Consider the following 17,231-nt stretch of genomic DNA (forward strand, 5'->3'; position numbering starts at 1 on the left):
GCTATAAACGGGGCTCCCTCGCAATGAGCGACGCACGGACTCAAGACCTCACACGCCATTGAGCGTTTTCTCTGCGAGCGAGTTCAGCGGGTGGGCCGCCCTTCTCAGGGCTCCCTATGCCAACGTTCCAGCAACGACTTGAGCGAAACTCGGGTCACCCCACTCCTCGCATATTCCCAGGCCCAATCCGGCATATCCCCCTCAATCTCCAAGTGCAGTGCAAGATCCAGCCGGCTGCGCCCCGGACGATCATTCGGGAAAGCAAAGTGGTATAGATATTGTTGGGCCCGACTTGGGCCGACACTAAAAAGAGCCTGAATAATCTGATTCGCTCGAGCTTCTTCTCTTCCAAGGCTGGCGCCTAATGCGGCCAAAAAGCTTCTCGCAGAACCTAGCGACCCGGGGTGCCTGAGCACTTGTTGAATATTGTCATCGCTGAAGTGTGGTCCAATCAGGTCGACCCACATTCGCTTGGCATCATTTGGCGCAATGCGCTGAATGGAACCCCATATATCCGCGGTATTGAACAGGAGAGCAATTCTAGTATTCGAAGACGTCTGCCCCGCAACGCTGAACAATCTTGCAATATCAGACACGCCAACGTTCGCCCCCCCTCCCAGGAATTTCATCAAATCAATCAATGTCCGTTGTTGAGCAAGAATATTTTGCAGGTTCTGATCATCGAACGGCCGCATCCAGTTGATATCGATACTTTCCGTCCTGAGCACATCGGCATAACGAGTACTGGCATCCTCAGCGATGATCCTTAGTCGCGTATCGGAAAGTGCCGGATTGCGTAGCCATCCCGCGATTTCACTGACGCGTAACAGGCCACCCAGGTGACCTGAGATAACCGGTGAGCTCAGGACAATATTAAGCCGCCTCAGAAAATCTGGAAAACGCGCAAGGGAAACCCTGAGCAAGTCAATGGTGTCCTCAACCCCGGTGGAATATATAAATTGGTCCATCAGTTCTGATTCGTCCTCAACAACCTTACCGTGTTCTTGCTTAAGTTTTTTTGCTACCTCCTTTAAATCGTCCTTATCCACTAGATAGGCACCCTCGAGTAACTCATCCAGCTGATCATCATTGAGATGACCGTGCGTGGCCCGATCGAACTTTACAAAGGCCAGGTCATTGCTGGGATGATGATCGGTCAACTGCCGGGCGCTGACGCCATACTCCAGCAGGATATGGTTCACATCTTCAGACAGCAGGAGGTATTGATTATTAAGCAACTGGGTAATGTGAGAGTCTTCAATAGGTCCCAGCAGAATATCCTCGAAGTAGCTGCGCATGGTTTGCCTTTCCTGCGCTGAATAAGGTGTCCTGCTCAGCGTTAGTCTGGCCGAAGACCGGGTTCTGGATGACAATAAGAGCCCGATTTTTTTCAGAATTTCTGCCGGGAAGACATCCGTGTTAGGCGCGTTCGTTAACAACGTTCGCGCTGACCAGTCTGCATAAAGGTTCAAGTATTTAAGGGTCGGTTGAAACACACCATGCGGATTGGGAGAGCCCTGGATGATCTGGGTGAGATCGAACAATGCGGTCTCGTCCAAAAACTGTTTCAGCACAGGTGCATTTTCAAAAAGCGCTGTCTGCACTCCCGAGGCTTGCGGCACCACGAAGTTCCCTACCTCCGGATTCCGGTCGATATAGTCGGCCGCGGCATTGCGCAACCCCCGCATCGAGAAAGCCCCCTGCACCTGCCCGTCATTCAGTCCACGGGCAAGCGCATTGAAGAAACAATCACCGTCGGCAGGGATCTCCACCACCTGATCACCCAGGACCAGACTGTAATGATTCTGAGCCGTTCGTCTCAAGATCAGATCCGTGGCTGATGCATTCGGGTGGTTGGCCATCGGCCAGATACGTTCAACCTGCCCCGGGGTATAGCGCACGGACCAACTGCGCTCTGCCGTGAGTTGATCAATAATCAACAAACTGCGGTTTTGTGGCCAACTCTCAAGACGGGTCACGATTGAGGGGACCAGGTCCATGATTTGAGTGTCCCAATTGCCGGGCGTACGTATTGAATCGGAAACAGCGTCAGGCCCCGGGGCAGGTTTTTTCGGTTGTGAAGACCCCGGTTCGGGAGACATGTCTGCCTTACGTTTCCCTCCGCCCTGGCCAAATACCACGGCGCGCCATTCACCATCGATCCGTGCCACCGTGCTTCTCATTACCCCACTGGAGCGGATGCTGGATCCCGTAACAGGGTCGACGAGGGTGGCCTCGATAGCCTTCAACTTCGTATGGTCATGCACCCGGAACACCGTGCCATCGGGTTGTCGCACATACACGGGGCGAGCAACGCCGCCGGTTGTACGATAAAAGCCCTGGGCATCCGCCTTCAGCCCTCGGATCACCGAGGAGTCCGTCACGGCATAACGGCTGTAGACCGCCTCTTCCAATGGCAGCCCCGCCAGCGTCTCACCCGGTTTTTTGCGCGCCGCAAGTGTCAGGAAAGAGGATTGACCGCGTGATAGAACCGCCGCCCCACGGGCAACGCCCCGCCCTTCATAGTTCGCCACTAAATACACTAACTGCAGGGTTTCCATGTTCAGTGGAATTGAACCGGTCTTGGTCACCCACCAGAGCGTTTTCATGGCGCGCTTGAACAGTTGAAAACCGGGTACCAAGAGCATACTGGCCAGGTCTATGACAATCTCGATCGCCACCGTCACGAGTTTGCCGGTGGTTTGCCGACGAACATCCAGATTGCTGCTGGAGCGATGATCCGCGTGAGCACTCTGGAAATTGACGTGCGCCTGATGAAGCTCCTCAAGAACGTCACCGCTCAATAGTGAGCCACGAATCAACGGGCGACCGTATTGCTGCCCCAATGCACGCCTGATTTCCTCGGGATCAAGGGTGGCAATGCGCGAACGGAAATACGCCTGCCATTGTTCTTGCCGCAAAAGCCCTGCAATGCCATCGCCCAGATCGGAAAACTCATGGAAGTCATTCCCATCGGGGCTATCAGGGAAATAAACGCCAACCGTTCCCTTGATATCCGGCCCGTCCTGATCGGAGAAGATCAGCGCGCCATCAATGCTCAGCGCACCAGCCATCGTCCCGTGCTGCCCTCCAACGCCCACGCTTCCCCCCAACAGCAGGCCGTAGACGCGCACCCTTAGCCCCATGACCCGGGCGCGTGTTTGTGCCGTTGATGATTTCAGAACAGCGTCCAACCAGAGCGAGACGCGTTTTTGCGAGGTCGGTGGATTGACGGTGTTATCGATCACTCCGGCCTTGAACACCTCATTGCCCCTTAGCCCAGCCTCGTAACCTTTGAATTTCAGGTTGGCCAGGTACGCGTTTTTCCAGGCGGTTTTGTACGCCGGTTTATTCATCTCCTGCCTGAGCAGCACTTGATAACTTCCCCCAGCGTCGATGCTCGTCACCATCCGGGCCAGTTCGCCCCCGGTCAGGGTGATGAAGTAACCACTGGCCGGGTGCCGGATGCGCTGGCCCTGCTGATCGGCCAGGTAGACCGTCAGCACTTCGCGCATGGCATTGGGATATTGCTCGGGGCGGATGTTATCGAGCATCAACTGGGTGAGCTGGATGATGCGGGACTGCCGGGGATTGGCACTTTGCCCATAGGAAAGCGTGACCATGGTCTTGTCCGAGTCGGGCTCGATACCCGGGTGCACGGTTTGCTGGAGGTAGTGTTTGACCTTCTGGCGGGTGAACTGCGACAACGTCGGGATGCCGCGACCCAACTTAAAGACCGCCTGGAAGACCTCCTCTTCCAGTTTGCGATACTTCGTCTTCTGCGAAGAAGTGGCGGTTTTATAGAGCGGCGGTCGGTTGTTTTCGACCAGCAGTTGCTGACGGACCGCCAACGGCCCAGCCAGAGACAACATGGGTAAATCCAGGGCATCTTCTGCTTTTTGCGCAAAGTCCCACACCAGGGCCGTCTCATTGGCCGGTGTATTTAACACCGCGTCGAGCGCGGCGCTTTGCATCTGCAACAGGTCATTGGCCGCCACGTCGAATACATGCCCGGACAGTTCAGAAGACAGATTCTGAATCGTGCGTTCCTGTCCCTCGTAGCGGGGGCGTACGGTGTTTACCACGTCTTGAAAAGAAGGGAATCGCTGTATGCCTTCTTCCAGGGAATACAGGAACAGTGACGCTCGATCAGGCGCCTTGATCGCCATCGCAGCAGGCCATTTCTGCGCTATCGCGCTGCCCATATCGAGCATGACCGCATAAACATGGGGGATGGGCGCTCGCGTCAAACGGCTTCTGTCCGCCATGGAGGGATGGGTCGTAATAATGTCCAGCAGGCGATCTTCATCACGCTGCGCAATTTGCGCACTTTGGGTGAGGGAGGCGTCGAAATCCCGATCGGCTTTGTACAAATCGAAAAGGTACCCGAATCGTCGAGCGAGCAGATGAGCGAGGGCCGCTTGAGCCGTGGCCGGCGCGGACGTATCGAGCGAGTCGCCCCAGTTTTTGTTATGGCGAAAAAGGGTGAGTTCGTCACGCAACTGACGCTTTATATCGGCATTGGTGGGGGGATGAGCGATATAGAATGCCGACTGCATGGCCCGTAGCGTTTGCGTATCCACCGGGCCGGCAAAGACGCTGTCGGCCTCGTCCACGGCATCCGGGCGAGTGAAAAACCCTACGCCACCTGCCGAATAATCCGGGGAGGCGTCCCGCACCAGACAGTCCCACATGACGTGGGTAAAACTCTGCGAGGACGTAATTGAGCGCCCACCGCTTGAGTCGATGGCGAGGTGATTGACATACCAGTGATCCGGGTCGATGTTCTGAGGCAGTGAGGCGCGCAGTTTTTGTCCAGCCAGTTTTCCCTGGATCCTGCTGACCAGCAGATGCTTGAGCACCGTGTCAAACGTTGGAAGCCCGGCGAACAAACGCGCCAGTTTCACCTGATTGGCGTCCAGCAGTTCCAGTTGCCTGATCTGTTCCTTTTCCTGGGCGCTGATCTGAGTGCCTTGAGCCTCCACTTGGGGAGTGAAGGGCTGCCCAGGTGCCCGATAATCGGCGGCAATACCCGCCTGCAATTCACGCAAAAGGGCTTGTGGGAGGGGGTTTCCGCCGACCCGAAGTGACGTGAAATCCAGGGTCATGTGGCTTCTGTGTGGGTAAACCCAGCCTTGGCGCGGGGAAACGGCAACGGACGAGAAAACCGTCTTGCTTTGATAGGCGCTTAAAAAACCCGGTGTAACAACATCACGCAAAGGCACCGCTGCGGTTTTGCTTTCAGCGGCCGAATCGACGGTCTTCACCTCTTGATAAGTGGCCTGAACCTGGGCATCGCCGGTGAGCCCCCGTTGAGATAACCAGTGATCGACAAACTCATGGGGTTGAAATTGCTTGCCGCCGGGTAACGGGCTGACAGGTTTCAATAAGGTGCCGGGCTCGGTTCCTGAAAAAACAGACATTGAAGTGTCTCGGTCGTGATTGAGGGATACAGACCCTATCGCGCCGTTCGATTGGAAATGACATACATATGTATAGGGGCGGCTGCGCAATTGGGGCAAACCGTTAGCGCAGATGTCCGCTAAACAGGGGGCTGGCGGCTGGCGGCTCAACGCCGACGCGTGGCGAGGGAGCACTCCCTCGCCACAGGAGCAGTTTCCACATCAAGGTTCAGAGCAGCTTTTGCGCCAACACCGCAATATGCTCCGGCCCGATCCCGCAGCAGCCGCCCAGGTGGCTGGCCCCACGTTTCTGCCAGTCCGCCGCCCACTGAAGGTACCCTGGTGGATCAAGGTCTTCGCGCAACGGGTCCAACCCGTCGTTGGCCGTCGCTTCCTTCGGTTGCGGCGGGAAGGCGTTGGCATAGGCACCGATGTGAATCTTCACCCCCAGACGCTCGAACGTTTCCCGCGCCGCATCAATCGCTGCACCGATCACTTCTGGCTGACTGCAGTTGAACAACAGCGTCTCGACGCCCAGCTGCGCCGCAACCGCCGCCGCTTCCGCCACCGGCTCGCCGGAACGCAGGCGCGGCACTTCGTCGGTGTCTTCATCTTTCAAAGTAAACGACAGCCAGAACGGCTTGCCATCCTTCGGCAGCCCAGCGTGAATCGCCCGCGCTTCGACCGTAGAACTCTGGGTCTCGGCCAGCCACAGGTCGACGTGGGGCGCCAGGCCCTTCACCAGCGGCGTCAGCAGTTCACTGGCGCGGGCGGCATCGAACAGATCGGGCCGATAGGAGCCGAACAATGGCGGCAGCGACCCGGCAACCCGTACCGCTTTGCCCGAAGCCTGCACCGCACGCTGCGCCAGCTCTCCGGCCAACGCCGCCAGTGTCTGGCCTTCGGCAGCGAAGCGCGCTTCGCCAATATGAAACGGCACCACGGCGTAGCTGTTGCTGGTGATTACATTGGCGCCGCTAGCGATATAAGCTGCGTGCACCGCTTCTACCGCCTGGGGCGCTTCGCTCAAGGCAAGCGCCGACCACTCGGGCTGTCGAAACGGCGCGCCCCGGCGTTGCAGTTCGCGGCCCATGCCGCCATCGAGAATGACTGTCGTTGCTGAGCCCATATGCGATTCACTCATAAGCTTATGAAAAATACTCACTACCGGAGTTGTTCTTATAACTATTTAATACGCACCAATCGGTTAACTACAACTTATTTTTCAGCCAGGGATCTCTCGTGAAATTTCAACCACTGCTGGCCCTGGGCCTGACTCTGCTGGCCGCCTCTTCGCAAGCCCTTGCTGGCGCCACACTGGATCGCATCGAGCAGAAGAAAGAACTGGTCGGTGTCTTGATGGAAAGCTACCCGCCCTTCTCCTTCCTGAACGATCAGAACCAGCTCGACGGTTTTGACGTGGACGTGGCCAAAGCCGTGGCGCAGAAACTGGGTGTGAAGTTGCGCCTGGAGACACCCTCCTGGGACGTAATCGCTGCCGGACATTGGAGCGGTCGCTACGACATCTGCATCTGCTCCATGACGCCGAGCAAGGCTCGCGCCGAAGTGTTCGATTTCCCGGTGCAATATTACGCCTCGCCGGCGGTAATCGTGGTTAACGCCAAGGACGACCGCATCCACGGCGCCAAGGACCTGAGTGGCAAGAAAGTCGGCCTCACCAGCGCCTCCAGCTACGAGAGCTACCTGAACAAGAACCTGGTGATCGAAGGTGCCGAAGACACCCAACTGAGCTACCCCTTCGAAGAGGTACAGATCGCCCCGTACGACACCGACAACGTGGCCTTCCAGGACCTGGGCCTGGGCGCCGGGGTGCGCCTGGATGCGGTGCTGACCAACCTGGTCACCGCACAACCGCGCCTGAGCGAAGACAAGCGCTTCAAACTGGCCGGCGAGCCGCTCTATTCCGAGCCGAACTCGGTGGCCATCGAAAAGGGCGACGCCGAGTGGAACCGTAAGGTGCGTGAAGTCTTCGCCCAGTTGAAACAGGACGGCACCTTGAGCAAACTCTCGCAAAAATGGATCGGCGCCGACATCAGCCAATGACCTCTTTTCCGTCCCCTTCTAGGCCACCGCAACCGGTGGCCGAGTCGCGTCTGCAAAAAATCTTCGGATTTCGCACCCGGCTGTACCTGACCTGGGCGGCGATGCTGGTGCTGTTCGCGAGTTTTTTCCTGAGCTTCGACCTGAAGTTCTCCATCATCCTGGACAAACTTCCGAACCTGATCGGCCTGCACCTGGCGCCCAACGGCTTTGTGCAAGGCGCGATGCTGACGCTGTTTCTGTGCCTGTGTTCAATCGTCGCTTCGTCATTGCTGGGCTTCATCACCGCCCTGGCGCGGCTGTCCAGCAGCGCCGTGGCGTTCGGCATTGCCAGTTTCTATGCGTCGTTCTTTCGCGGCACGCCGCTGTTGATCCAGATCCTGCTGATCTACCTGGGCCTGCCACAACTGGGGGTGGTGCCGGGCGCCATCGCCGCCGGGATAATCGCCCTGTCGCTGAACTACGGCGCCTACCTGAGCGAAATCTTCCGCGCCGGCATCCTCGGCGTACCCCATGGCCAGCGCGAAGCCTCACTGGCGCTGGGCCTGAGCGAAACCGTGATCTTCTGGCGCGTCACCCTGCCCCAGGCCATGCGCACCATCATCCCGCCGACCACCAACCAATTCATCTCCATGCTCAAGGACTCCTCCCTGATCTCGGTGATGGGCGTCTGGGAAGTGATGTTCCTGGCGCAATCCTATGGACGCTCCAGCTACCGATACATCGAAATGCTCACCACGGCGGCGATCATCTATTGGCTGATGTCCATCGCACTGGAGCTGATCCAGGCGCGGATGGAGCGGCATTATGGGAAGGCGTATCTGAATAATCGCTGAGCTGAGGTGCAACCGAATCGCTAGCAGGTGAAGTTTGGAGATCACATCCACCGATGCTCCACCCCAACACTTCCAGCGCATCGCAACCGTCCTGTAACAACAGATGCGCGGCGTTGGCGAAATGCTCCAGGTCATAACCCTCGGCGTTTTTCAGGCATAGACAGGAAACGCTGTTGAGTAAGTCTCGAGCGGCTTTGATGCGATGTGCAGCGGTTTCCAAAAGATCGGATGCACCAGCTTCTGTGTCGATAAACAGTGTGGCGCCGACGCCGGTATTTGCTTGAGGGGGGTGGTACTTGATCATCGGGTTGCTCTCTTGAGTTAGGAGCTACCACCGTTCGCGGCTAAACGAATGTGGGTGGCAGCTGTACGCGGGTTAGCCGACCGGACAAGAGAATCCGGCACACCCGAAGATGTCCCCCGCACAGCCGCCATAAATGTAAAAACACAGGCAGCAAAAAGCGCCGCCATTGGGGGCGCCCGTGCACTCTTGTTCGACCGGCTAAGATCGATCACCGATCTGTCGGTGACGAGAGAACTATAGGCGAGGCCCTAACGATACAACGCTGAGTTTCCGTATCTCGGAACCATCCTACGCGAAACACAGAATGGGTTTACAAAGCTCAATTTTGATCGGCCGGAAGCCTACCATTGCGAGCCCAATCTGTATCGAGCAGTTGATCAGTTGCGCTTCCGATTGAGCGCTGCCTGACTACGCCTCATCCTCATCCCAACGATTCAAACAAGGCATCCGAGGGCGATGATTGTTTCTCCAAATGCCCGTCAAATAGAAAGATCTGTACCGGTCGTAGGGCAAAGCTTCGAACCATGAAAGCCAACGAGACGACACACTGATCGCAGCACAAGCAGCCTACGAATTTCATCCACCGAATCTTTCCCATGGCGAGGAGATGGCTGGCATCGCCGCCCAGAGTGAAATTTTTAAAGTGCGGACTCCTTTCAAGAGAGGCCGCATTCGATGTCTATTCAACACCTTTACCCACCCCAACACCTTGCCCTGGCAGTCGCCTTGGCGCTTGGTTGCGTCGATGTTTCGATGGCTCAGCAACCAGCCGATATCTCCACAACCGCCGAGCAACAAGAGCGCCTCAAGGCCTTCGCCGAAGCCACAGACACCAAGCAGCAAAATGCCAACACCTCCCGCAAAGGTGATGCGAAATGGACTGGCAAAAATGACTTGGTCATCATCAGCGGAAATGGAAAATTCCCCGGAATCATTGATGGCGGCGGTGGAAAAAACGTTCTGCGACTTGATGCCGCCAAACATTCAATATTGGCTGAGACCCGCAACTTCATGGCTTTGCAGGTTGCCAAAGGCGAATGGCAGCACACCGGGAGTTTCGCTGGCTGGGGAGTGATCGAGCCGAACACCACGTTGATCAACACTGGCCGAATCGACGAACAACTGGGCGTGCTTGGCAAGCTCGATAACAAGGGAGTGGTGGCCAATCGCGTGACTGTCGAGCCAGGTGCCCACATGATGAACTCGGGAGTGGCCGGTCGTGTGGAAGTGCGTGAGAAGGCCAGCTTCAGCGGCAATGGAACAGTGGAGTTCTTGAGTGTCGCGGGTCGGTTGGAAGTCGGCCCCGAAATGGGCGCACCCTCCATTACCAAGGATTTCTCGTTGGCGCAGACTGCCGAACTGATCTACGGGGCTAATGCAGATGGCGGTAGCTCCACGATCAACGTTGAAGGCACCGCGTTCCTGCATAACGCGGCACTGACAGTTGCCGGCGTGCCGGGCGAATACATTGAGGCGCGCGAGCACACGGTCATTCGCGCGGGGAAGATCGAAGGAGCGTTCGGCACAGTCTCCAGTAAGCTGGCATTCATGACGGCGACGCTGATCCCCACCGATACGCAAGTCAGACTGACTTATGCCCGCAACGATGTCCCACTCAAGGAAGCAGCCACTTCCGATAAAGGGCGAGCATTTGCGGCCAGTATCGAAGAGCCGCAATCGGTCAAACCAGCCGAACCCATTGACGTCCCCACCGTCGCACAGGCACCCGCAGCCAACCCAAAAACCGAGGCCCCAACAGACAAGCCCGCTGAACCGCCAGAAATCATCAGCACCACACCAAAACCCACCAGCCAATTGCATGCCGCCAAGGCAGTCGCCCACCCCAAGGCCGCCATCAGCGCCCCGCTCGGCACCAACATGACGACCGCCGCCAAGCCAGAAGCAAAACCCAACAAAGCCATCAACGCCCTGCTCGGCAGCGATATGACTACCGCCGCCGACGCCATTGACCAACTGAGCGGGTACAACGCGGCTGACCTGGGCAATGCCACCCTGAGCAGCATCGCGCCAATCGGCACCGGCATGCTCTCGGCCATGGACCGGAGAAATTCGGAGAGCGTACATACCGACGGCCAAGTCTGGGTCCAGGCCATCGGCAACAGCGGCCGCATCGGGAAGCAATTGGGCAGCGATGCCCTGAAGCATTCGACCAAAGGTCTGATGCTGGGTACCGACTGGGCAGTCAGCCCGGATTGGCGCCTGGGTGTGATCGGCAGCAAGACGCAAACACGGCTGGACAGTCACCGATTCGACGGCCGGCTCAACAGCTGGCACGTGGGCGCCTATGCCTTGCATCAGGACGGGCCAATAACACTGCGCCTGGGCGCCGTTTACGGTAGTCATGACGGCAGCACCAAGCGTCACGTAGCCTTCAACGGTTTCAGGGATCACCTCAAAGGTCGTTACGATGCCAACACCCAGCAAGTCTTTGGGCAACTCGGCTACAACCTGAACGTCGGGCATTTCGATGTCGAGCCCTATGTCCACGTGGGCTACCAACGCTATCAACGTGATCGCTATACAGAGAAAGGTGGCGACGCGGCGCTGCAGTTCAGTGGCCAGTCTCAGGACAATTACAACAGCAACCTGGGCCTGCGCATCGCCCGGGCCTTCTCTCTTGACCAAGGCATGCGACTGACGCCCCGCTTGAATCTCGGCTGGAAACACCTGTATGGCGAGACCCAGGGCACTTCCCGCCAGCACCTGGCCAGCGCCGGCAACACCTATACCGTCGAAGGCATCGAGCTGGACCGCGACAGCCTGCTCTTCGAAACAGGGCTGGACCTGGCCGTTTCGCCACGTCATACCTTGGGATTGAGTTACAGCGGTGAAACCGGTCAAGACAACCGCAACGGTGCGCTGATGGGTCAATGGCGAATGATGTTCTGACCATTTCGCGGGCAAAAAAAAGGGGAGCACATGCCCCCCCGAGGTTAAAACGTTGTATCGAGGCTGTTAATTCAGCCTTCGATCTCGATCAGGATCTCGCCCGGATTGACCCGGTCGCCCTTGGCCACGTGAATCGCGGATACCTTGCCGGCGATGGCCGCCTGTACTTCGGTTTCCATTTTCATGGCTTCGGTGATCAGCACTGCTTGACCGGCCTTCACCACGTCGCCCTCCTTGACCAGCACATCGACGATGTTGCCCGGCATGGTGGTGCTGACATGGCCCGGCGCAGTGGCTTGCTTGCGCTTGCTGCTGCTGCCGCCGACAAATTCATTGAGCGGTTCGAACACGACCTCTTCCGGCATACCGTCAATGGACAGGTAGAAGTGACGCTTGCCCTCGGCCTTGACGCCCACCCCGGTGATGTCGACGCGGTAGGTTTCGCCGTGAACATCGATGACGAACTCGGTCGGCACACCTTCTCCGCCCGCCGAGCTCACACCGCCCGCCTCAGGGATTGGCAACAGCACTTCTGGCGTCAGGGTGCCGGCTTCGCGCTCTTCGAGGAACTTGCGACCGATGTCCGGGAACATGGCATAGGTCAGCACGTCCTCTTCGGACTTGGCCAGCGCGCCGATTTCGCCACGCAGCTTGGTCATTTCCGGCTTGAGCAAGTCGGCCGGACGCACGTCGATCACGTCTTCGCTGCCGATGGCCTGGCGACGCAGCTTCTCATTCACCAAGCCCGGTGCCTTGCCGTAGCCGCCCTGCAAATAGAGCTTCACTTCGTTGGTAATGGTCTTGTAGCGCTCACCGGCCAACACGTTGAAAAAGGCCTGGGTACCTACGATCTGCGAGGTCGGGGTCACCAACGGCGGGAAGCCGAGGTCTTCGCGAACTCGCGGGATTTCCGCCAACACTTCGCCCATGCGGTTCAGCGCGCCCTGCTCTTTCAACTGGTTGGCCAGGTTGGAAATCATCCCGCCCGGGACCTGATTGACTTGAACACGGGTGTCCACCGCGGTGAACTCGCTTTCGAACTGGTGGTACTTCTTGCGCACGGCATAGAAATACAGGCCGATTTCCTGCAGCAATTCTAAGTTCAGACCGGTGTCGAACTCGCTACCCTTGAGGGCGGCGACCATCGATTCGGTGCCCGGATGGCTGGTGCCCCAGGCAAAGCTGGAGATCGCGGTGTCGATGTGATCGGCGCCGTTTTCGATAGCCTTGAGCTGGCACATCGCGGCCAGGCCGGCGGTGTCGTGGGAGTGAATGAACACCGGCAACGACTGCTCGGACTTCAGCGCTTTCACCAGTTCGCCAGTGGCATACGGAGTCAGCAGACCGGCCATGTCCTTGATCGCCACCGAATCGCAGCCCATGGCTTCCATTTGTTTGGCTTGGGCCACGAAGGCCTCAATGGTGTGCACCGGGCTGGTGGTGTAGGCGATGGTGCCCTGAGCGTGCTTGCCGGCAGCTTTCACCGCCTCGATGGCGACCCGCAGGTTACGCACGTCATTCATCGCATCGAAAATACGGAAGACATCAATGCCGTTGACCGCAGCTTTGGCGACGAACGCCCTGACCACGTCATCGCTGTAGTGGCGATAGCCCAGCAGGTTCTGGCCACGCAGCAGCATTTGCAGACGGGTGTTGGGCAACGCCGCGCGCAGTTGACGCAAACGCTCCCACGGATCTTCCTTCAGGAAGCGCACGCAGGCATCGAATGTCGCGCCGCCCCAGACTTCCAGCGACCAATAGCCGACTTTGTCGAGCTTGTCGCAGATCGGCAGCATGTCTTCGGTGCGCATGCGGGTGGCAAGCAGCGATTGGTGGGCGTCGCGCAGGATTGTGTCGGTTACATGAATCTTCTTGGACATTGTCATATTCCTTACAGGCCTGCGTGGGCGGCAATGGCGGCGGCGATGGCCAGGGCCAGCTCTTCGGGTTTGCGCTTGATCGAGTAGTTGGTCAGTTCAGGGTGGCTTTCAACGAAGCTGGTATTGAACTGGCCGCTGCGAAATTCCGGGTTGCGCAGAATCTCCTGGTAATACGCCGCGGTGGTCTTGACCCCCTGCAGGCGCATGTCATCCAGGGCCCGCAAGCCACGGTCCATCGCTTCTTCCCAGGTCAATGCCCAGACCACCAGTTTCAGGCACATCGAATCGTAGAATGGCGGAATGGTGTACCCGGTATAGATCGCCGTGTCGGTGCGCACGCCCGGGCCGCCGGGGGCGTAGTAACGAGTGATCTTGCCGAAACTGGGCAGGAAGTTGTTTTTTGGGTCCTCAGCGTTGATCCGGAACTGCAACGCAAAGCCACGGTGATGAATGTCTTCCTGCTTGACCGACAGCGGCAGCCCGGAGGCGATGCGGATCTGCTCGCGGACAATGTCGATGCCGGTGATTTCTTCGGTGATGGTGTGTTCCACCTGCACCCGGGTGTTCATCTCCATGAAGTACACCTCGCCCTCGGCGAGCAGGAACTCCACGGTGCCGGCATTCTCATAGCCCACAGCCTTGGCAGCGCGCACCGACAGGTCACCGATATAGGCGCGCTGCTCAGGCGTCAGTTGCGGGCTGGGGGCGATTTCGATCAGCTTCTGGTTGCGACGCTGAATCGAGCAATCACGCTCGAACAGATGCACCACATTGCCGAAACTGTCGCCCAGGATCTGCGCTTCGATGTGCTTGGGATTGACGATGCATTTTTCCAGGAACACTTCCGCCGAGCCGAACGCCTTGGTGGCTTCGGAGATAACCCGTGGGAAAGCCTGTTCGAGCTCTTCACGGCTGTTGCAGCGACGGATACCGCGACCGCCACCGCCGGAGGTGGCCTTGAGCATCACCGGATAACCGATACGATCACCTTCGATCAGGGCTTCTTCGATGCCCGACACGTTGCCTTCGGTACCCGGCGTGACCGGCACACCGGCCTTGATCATGCTGCGGCGCGCTTCGGTCTTGTCGCCCATGCGGCGAATGACTTCCGCCGACGGGCCAATGAATTTGATCCCGCGTTCGGCGCAGATGTCCGCCAGCTCGGCGTTTTCCGAAAGGAAACCGTAGCCGGGGTGCAACGCGTCACAGCCGGTTTCGACGGCCAGGTTCACCAGTTTGCGCGGGTTGAGGTAGCCGGCCAGCGGATCGGCACCGATGCTGTGGGCCTCGTCCGCACGCTTGACATGCAACGCATGGCGATCAGCGTCGGAATAGACCGCGACCGAGCGAATGCCCATCTCGGCGCAAGCGCGCACGATTCGAACGGCAATTTCACCACGGTTGGCGATCAGGATCTTTGTTATCAATTGGAGGTTCCCTTAAGCCGGTGATACCACGACCTGGAGGTTCAGGCCGACGCGTGACCAGATGTAACAATCGGTCGCAGCACCACACTAGTCCTGGCTTGGGATTAACAAAAATGAATAATTATTGGGTCGTGCATAAGCAAAGACTTATAGTTGAGCTATCCGTCTCGCTCCAGAGTGTTTATTAAATGCGTAAGTCATTGATGCGTATGACATTGCGTCAACTGCAGATTTTCCACGAGGTGTGCGATCTGCGGTCCTACAGCCGCGCAGCCGACGAAATGTCTCTCACACAACCGGCCGTTAGCCTACAGATTCGTTCACTTGAGGAGCTGATTGGCCAACCGCTGTTCGAGTATGTCGGCAAAAAGCTCTACATGACCGAAGCCGCCGAAGCCCTTCAACGCGCCAGCCGAGACATCTTCGGGCGCCTGGAAAACCTCGATATGCAGCTCTCGGACATGCAGGGGTCGCTGCAAGGCCAACTCAAGCTGGCGGTGGAATCCAGCGCCAAGTACTTCGTGCCGCACCTGTTCGCCGCGTTCAAGCGCCAACACCCGGAGGTCAACCTGAACCTCACCGTGGTCAATCGCGGGCAGGTCATTCGACGGCTCTCGGACAACCGTGATGACCTGGTGATCATGTCCATGGTGCCTCAGGACATGGGCCTGGAGTTCCTGCCGTTTCTCAACAATCCGATCGTAGCCGTGGCGCCGCCCGACCATCCGCTGTGCCACATGGGCGCGCTGCACTTGCAGAGTCTGGAGCCTTATACGTTGCTGCTGCGCGAACCAGGGTCAGGCACGCGGCAGGCCTGTGAGGAATACTTCAAGGAGAAACGGGTGCACTTCACCCAGACACTGGAGGTGGCGTCGGCGGAGGCGCAACGCGAATGCGTGTTGGCGGGCCTGGGCGTGGCGCTGTTAACGCGCCACGCCGTGAGCCGGGAACTGACGTCCGGCGCGCTCATTGAGTTGCCGGTTGAGGAATTGCCGCTATTTCGCAGCTGGTGCCTGGTGCAGGCCAGGGCGAAACGCTTGTCACCGGTGGCCCACGCCTTCCTGGCGTTCGTTCGCGGTGAGCGCGCTCAGATCATTGGCCTGGTTGAGCGTTTCGACGGGAAGCCGTCGACGATGCCTGCCAGTAATTGAACTCCACTGTGTCAGGAAATTCGCTGATTTCTGCCAGAAGCTGACGCTGCTCGCAGCGGTCTTCAATTGCACGACGGAACGCCATGCGGCGCTGGTCTTCCTGCTGACGACGGGTTTTGGCGGCGCTGCGATCTTCGTAGGACTGGGTCATGTCGAGACTCCCAAGACGTATACGGGAGTTTCACAATGAAGGCGCGGGGTGACGGTTTGGCGGCGCGTGAGTTACAAAACGATGAATTTGGCCGGTGACATACCCTGTGGTGAGGGAGCAAGCTCCCTCGCCACGCAGAAGCCCTCGGCCTCAGGGCTTATGAATCAATCATCCAACGCCTTCACCGACTTGGGCGACAGCCGCAGGCTTCGCAGGCTGCGCTTCACGCTCTTGAGGTGGTTGACCAGGCTCGGGCCGCGCGCCATGGCAACGCCCATTGCCAGCACGTCGATCACCACCAGGTGAGCAATGCGCGAGGTCAACGGCGTGTAGATTTCAGTGTCTTCATGCACGTCGATAGCCAGGTTCACTGTCGAGAGCTCGGCCAATGGGGTCTGGCTCGGACACAAGGTGATCAGCGAGGCGCCGCTTTCGCGCACCAGATTGGCGGTGATCAACAGGTCCTTGGAGCGCCCGGATTGAGAAATGCAGATCGCCACATCGGTGGGTTTCAACGTGACCGCCGACATCGCCTGCATGTGCGGGTCGGAATAGGCCGCCGCCGTGAGCAGCAAGCGGAAAAACTTGTGCTGTGCATCTGCCGCCACCGCGCCCGAGGCACCAAAGCCATAGAACTCGACGCGTTGCGCCTGGGACATGGCCGTGACAGCTTTTTGCAACGCCACCGGGTCGAGCTTCTCGCGAACCTCCATCAAGGTGTGCAGGGTCGTGTCGAAGATTTTCAGGCTGTAGTCAGCGACCGAATCGTCTTCATGGATCGCAAACTGGCCAAAGCTCGCACCGGCCGCCAGGCTTTGCGCCAATTTGAGTTTCAGGTCCTGAAAACCCGAGCAACCGATGGCCCGGCAAAAACGCACGATGGTCGGTTCGCTGATGCCGACGCTGTGGGCAAGATCGGCCATGGAGCTGTGCATCACGGCCGCAGGATCAAGCAGTACGTGATCGGCGACTTTCAGCTCCGATTTGCGCAGCAGGTGGCGTGACTGGGCGATGTGTTGCAACAGGTTCAAGGGGCTGGACTCTTGTTATTGGCAGATGCCGGGATGTAGCAAGCTTGTAGTTATACTACAAGAATTGGCTTTTTGCCT

At 58.2% G+C, this 17,231-nt stretch carries 11 protein-coding genes and 1 pseudogene; 4 read left to right on the top strand and 8 right to left on the bottom strand.

Annotated elements, in window-relative coordinates; all coding sequences use genetic code 11:
• Positions 1-104: 104 nt before the first annotated feature.
• The gene (locus ACA047_RS29155; protein WP_497355386.1) at positions 105-5,423 is read right to left on the bottom strand and encodes an OTU domain-containing protein; all 5,319 of its coding nucleotides are present in this window, start codon (positions 5,421-5,423) and stop codon (positions 105-107) included.
• Between the two features lie 208 nt (positions 5,424-5,631).
• The gene (locus tag ACA047_RS29160) at positions 5,632-6,531 is read right to left on the bottom strand and encodes a homocysteine S-methyltransferase family protein (protein WP_497355388.1); all 900 of its coding nucleotides are present in this window, start codon (positions 6,529-6,531) and stop codon (positions 5,632-5,634) included.
• Positions 6,532-6,644: 113 nt separating this feature from the next.
• Here ACA047_RS29160 and ACA047_RS29165 point away from each other — a divergent pair, with 113 nt between their 5' ends.
• Complete coding sequence (locus tag ACA047_RS29165) at positions 6,645-7,466, top strand: ABC transporter substrate-binding protein (protein ID WP_497355390.1); 822 nt, start codon at positions 6,645-6,647, stop codon at positions 7,464-7,466.
• Entirely contained in the window at positions 7,463-8,299 is an 837-nt protein-coding gene (locus tag ACA047_RS29170; protein ID WP_497355392.1) for an amino acid ABC transporter permease, read from the top strand. The genes ACA047_RS29165 and ACA047_RS29170 overlap by 4 nt, the downstream gene beginning before the upstream one ends.
• Positions 8,300-8,351: 52 nt before the next feature.
• Here the strand turns inward: ACA047_RS29170 and ACA047_RS29175 are convergent.
• Together ACA047_RS29175 and ACA047_RS29180 are read right to left on the bottom strand one after the other, a co-directional pair.
• Positions 8,352-8,603: pseudogene (locus ACA047_RS29175) on the bottom strand (hypothetical protein); the annotation flags it as partial.
• A gap of 576 nt (positions 8,604-9,179) precedes the next feature.
• The gene (locus ACA047_RS29180) at positions 9,180-9,587 is read right to left on the bottom strand and encodes a hypothetical protein (RefSeq protein ID WP_497355394.1); all 408 of its coding nucleotides are present in this window, start codon (positions 9,585-9,587) and stop codon (positions 9,180-9,182) included.
• A 27-nt stretch (positions 9,588-9,614) separates the two neighbouring features.
• Between ACA047_RS29180 and ACA047_RS29185 the strand changes: the two genes are divergently transcribed.
• Positions 9,615-11,513 (top strand): autotransporter outer membrane beta-barrel domain-containing protein, encoded by a 1,899-nt coding sequence (locus ACA047_RS29185; protein WP_497355396.1) that lies wholly within the window; start codon positions 9,615-9,617, stop codon positions 11,511-11,513.
• 71 nt (positions 11,514-11,584) lie between these two features.
• Here ACA047_RS29185 and oadA read toward each other — a convergent pair whose 3' ends face one another.
• Positions 11,585-13,393: a sodium-extruding oxaloacetate decarboxylase subunit alpha gene (gene oadA, locus ACA047_RS29190; protein ID WP_497355398.1), complete on the bottom strand. Its 1,809-nt coding sequence runs from the start codon at positions 13,391-13,393 to the stop codon at positions 11,585-11,587.
• An 11-nt stretch (positions 13,394-13,404) separates the two neighbouring features.
• Positions 13,405-14,820, bottom strand: a complete 1,416-nt coding sequence (locus tag ACA047_RS29195; protein ID WP_497355400.1) for an acetyl-CoA carboxylase biotin carboxylase subunit — start codon at positions 14,818-14,820, stop codon at positions 13,405-13,407.
• Positions 14,821-15,008: 188 nt separating this feature from the next.
• On the opposite strand from ACA047_RS29195, the gene ACA047_RS29200 reads away from it, so the two are divergent.
• Positions 15,009-15,971 (top strand): LysR family transcriptional regulator, encoded by a 963-nt coding sequence (locus ACA047_RS29200; RefSeq protein ID WP_497355402.1) that lies wholly within the window; start codon positions 15,009-15,011, stop codon positions 15,969-15,971.
• Here ACA047_RS29200 and ACA047_RS29205 read toward each other — a convergent pair.
• Together ACA047_RS29205 and hexR are read right to left on the bottom strand one after the other, a co-directional pair.
• On the bottom strand, positions 15,913-16,122 hold the full coding sequence (locus ACA047_RS29205; protein ID WP_497355404.1) for a PA3496 family putative envelope integrity protein: 210 nt from the start codon (positions 16,120-16,122) through the stop codon (positions 15,913-15,915). The genes ACA047_RS29200 and ACA047_RS29205 overlap by 59 nt on opposite strands.
• A 164-nt stretch (positions 16,123-16,286) precedes the next feature.
• On the bottom strand, positions 16,287-17,153 hold the full coding sequence (gene hexR, locus ACA047_RS29210; RefSeq protein WP_003187110.1) for a transcriptional regulator HexR: 867 nt from the start codon (positions 17,151-17,153) through the stop codon (positions 16,287-16,289).
• Between the last annotated feature and the right edge of the window lie 78 nt (positions 17,154-17,231).

This window comes from Pseudomonas sp. LBUM1664, assembly GCF_059695895.1.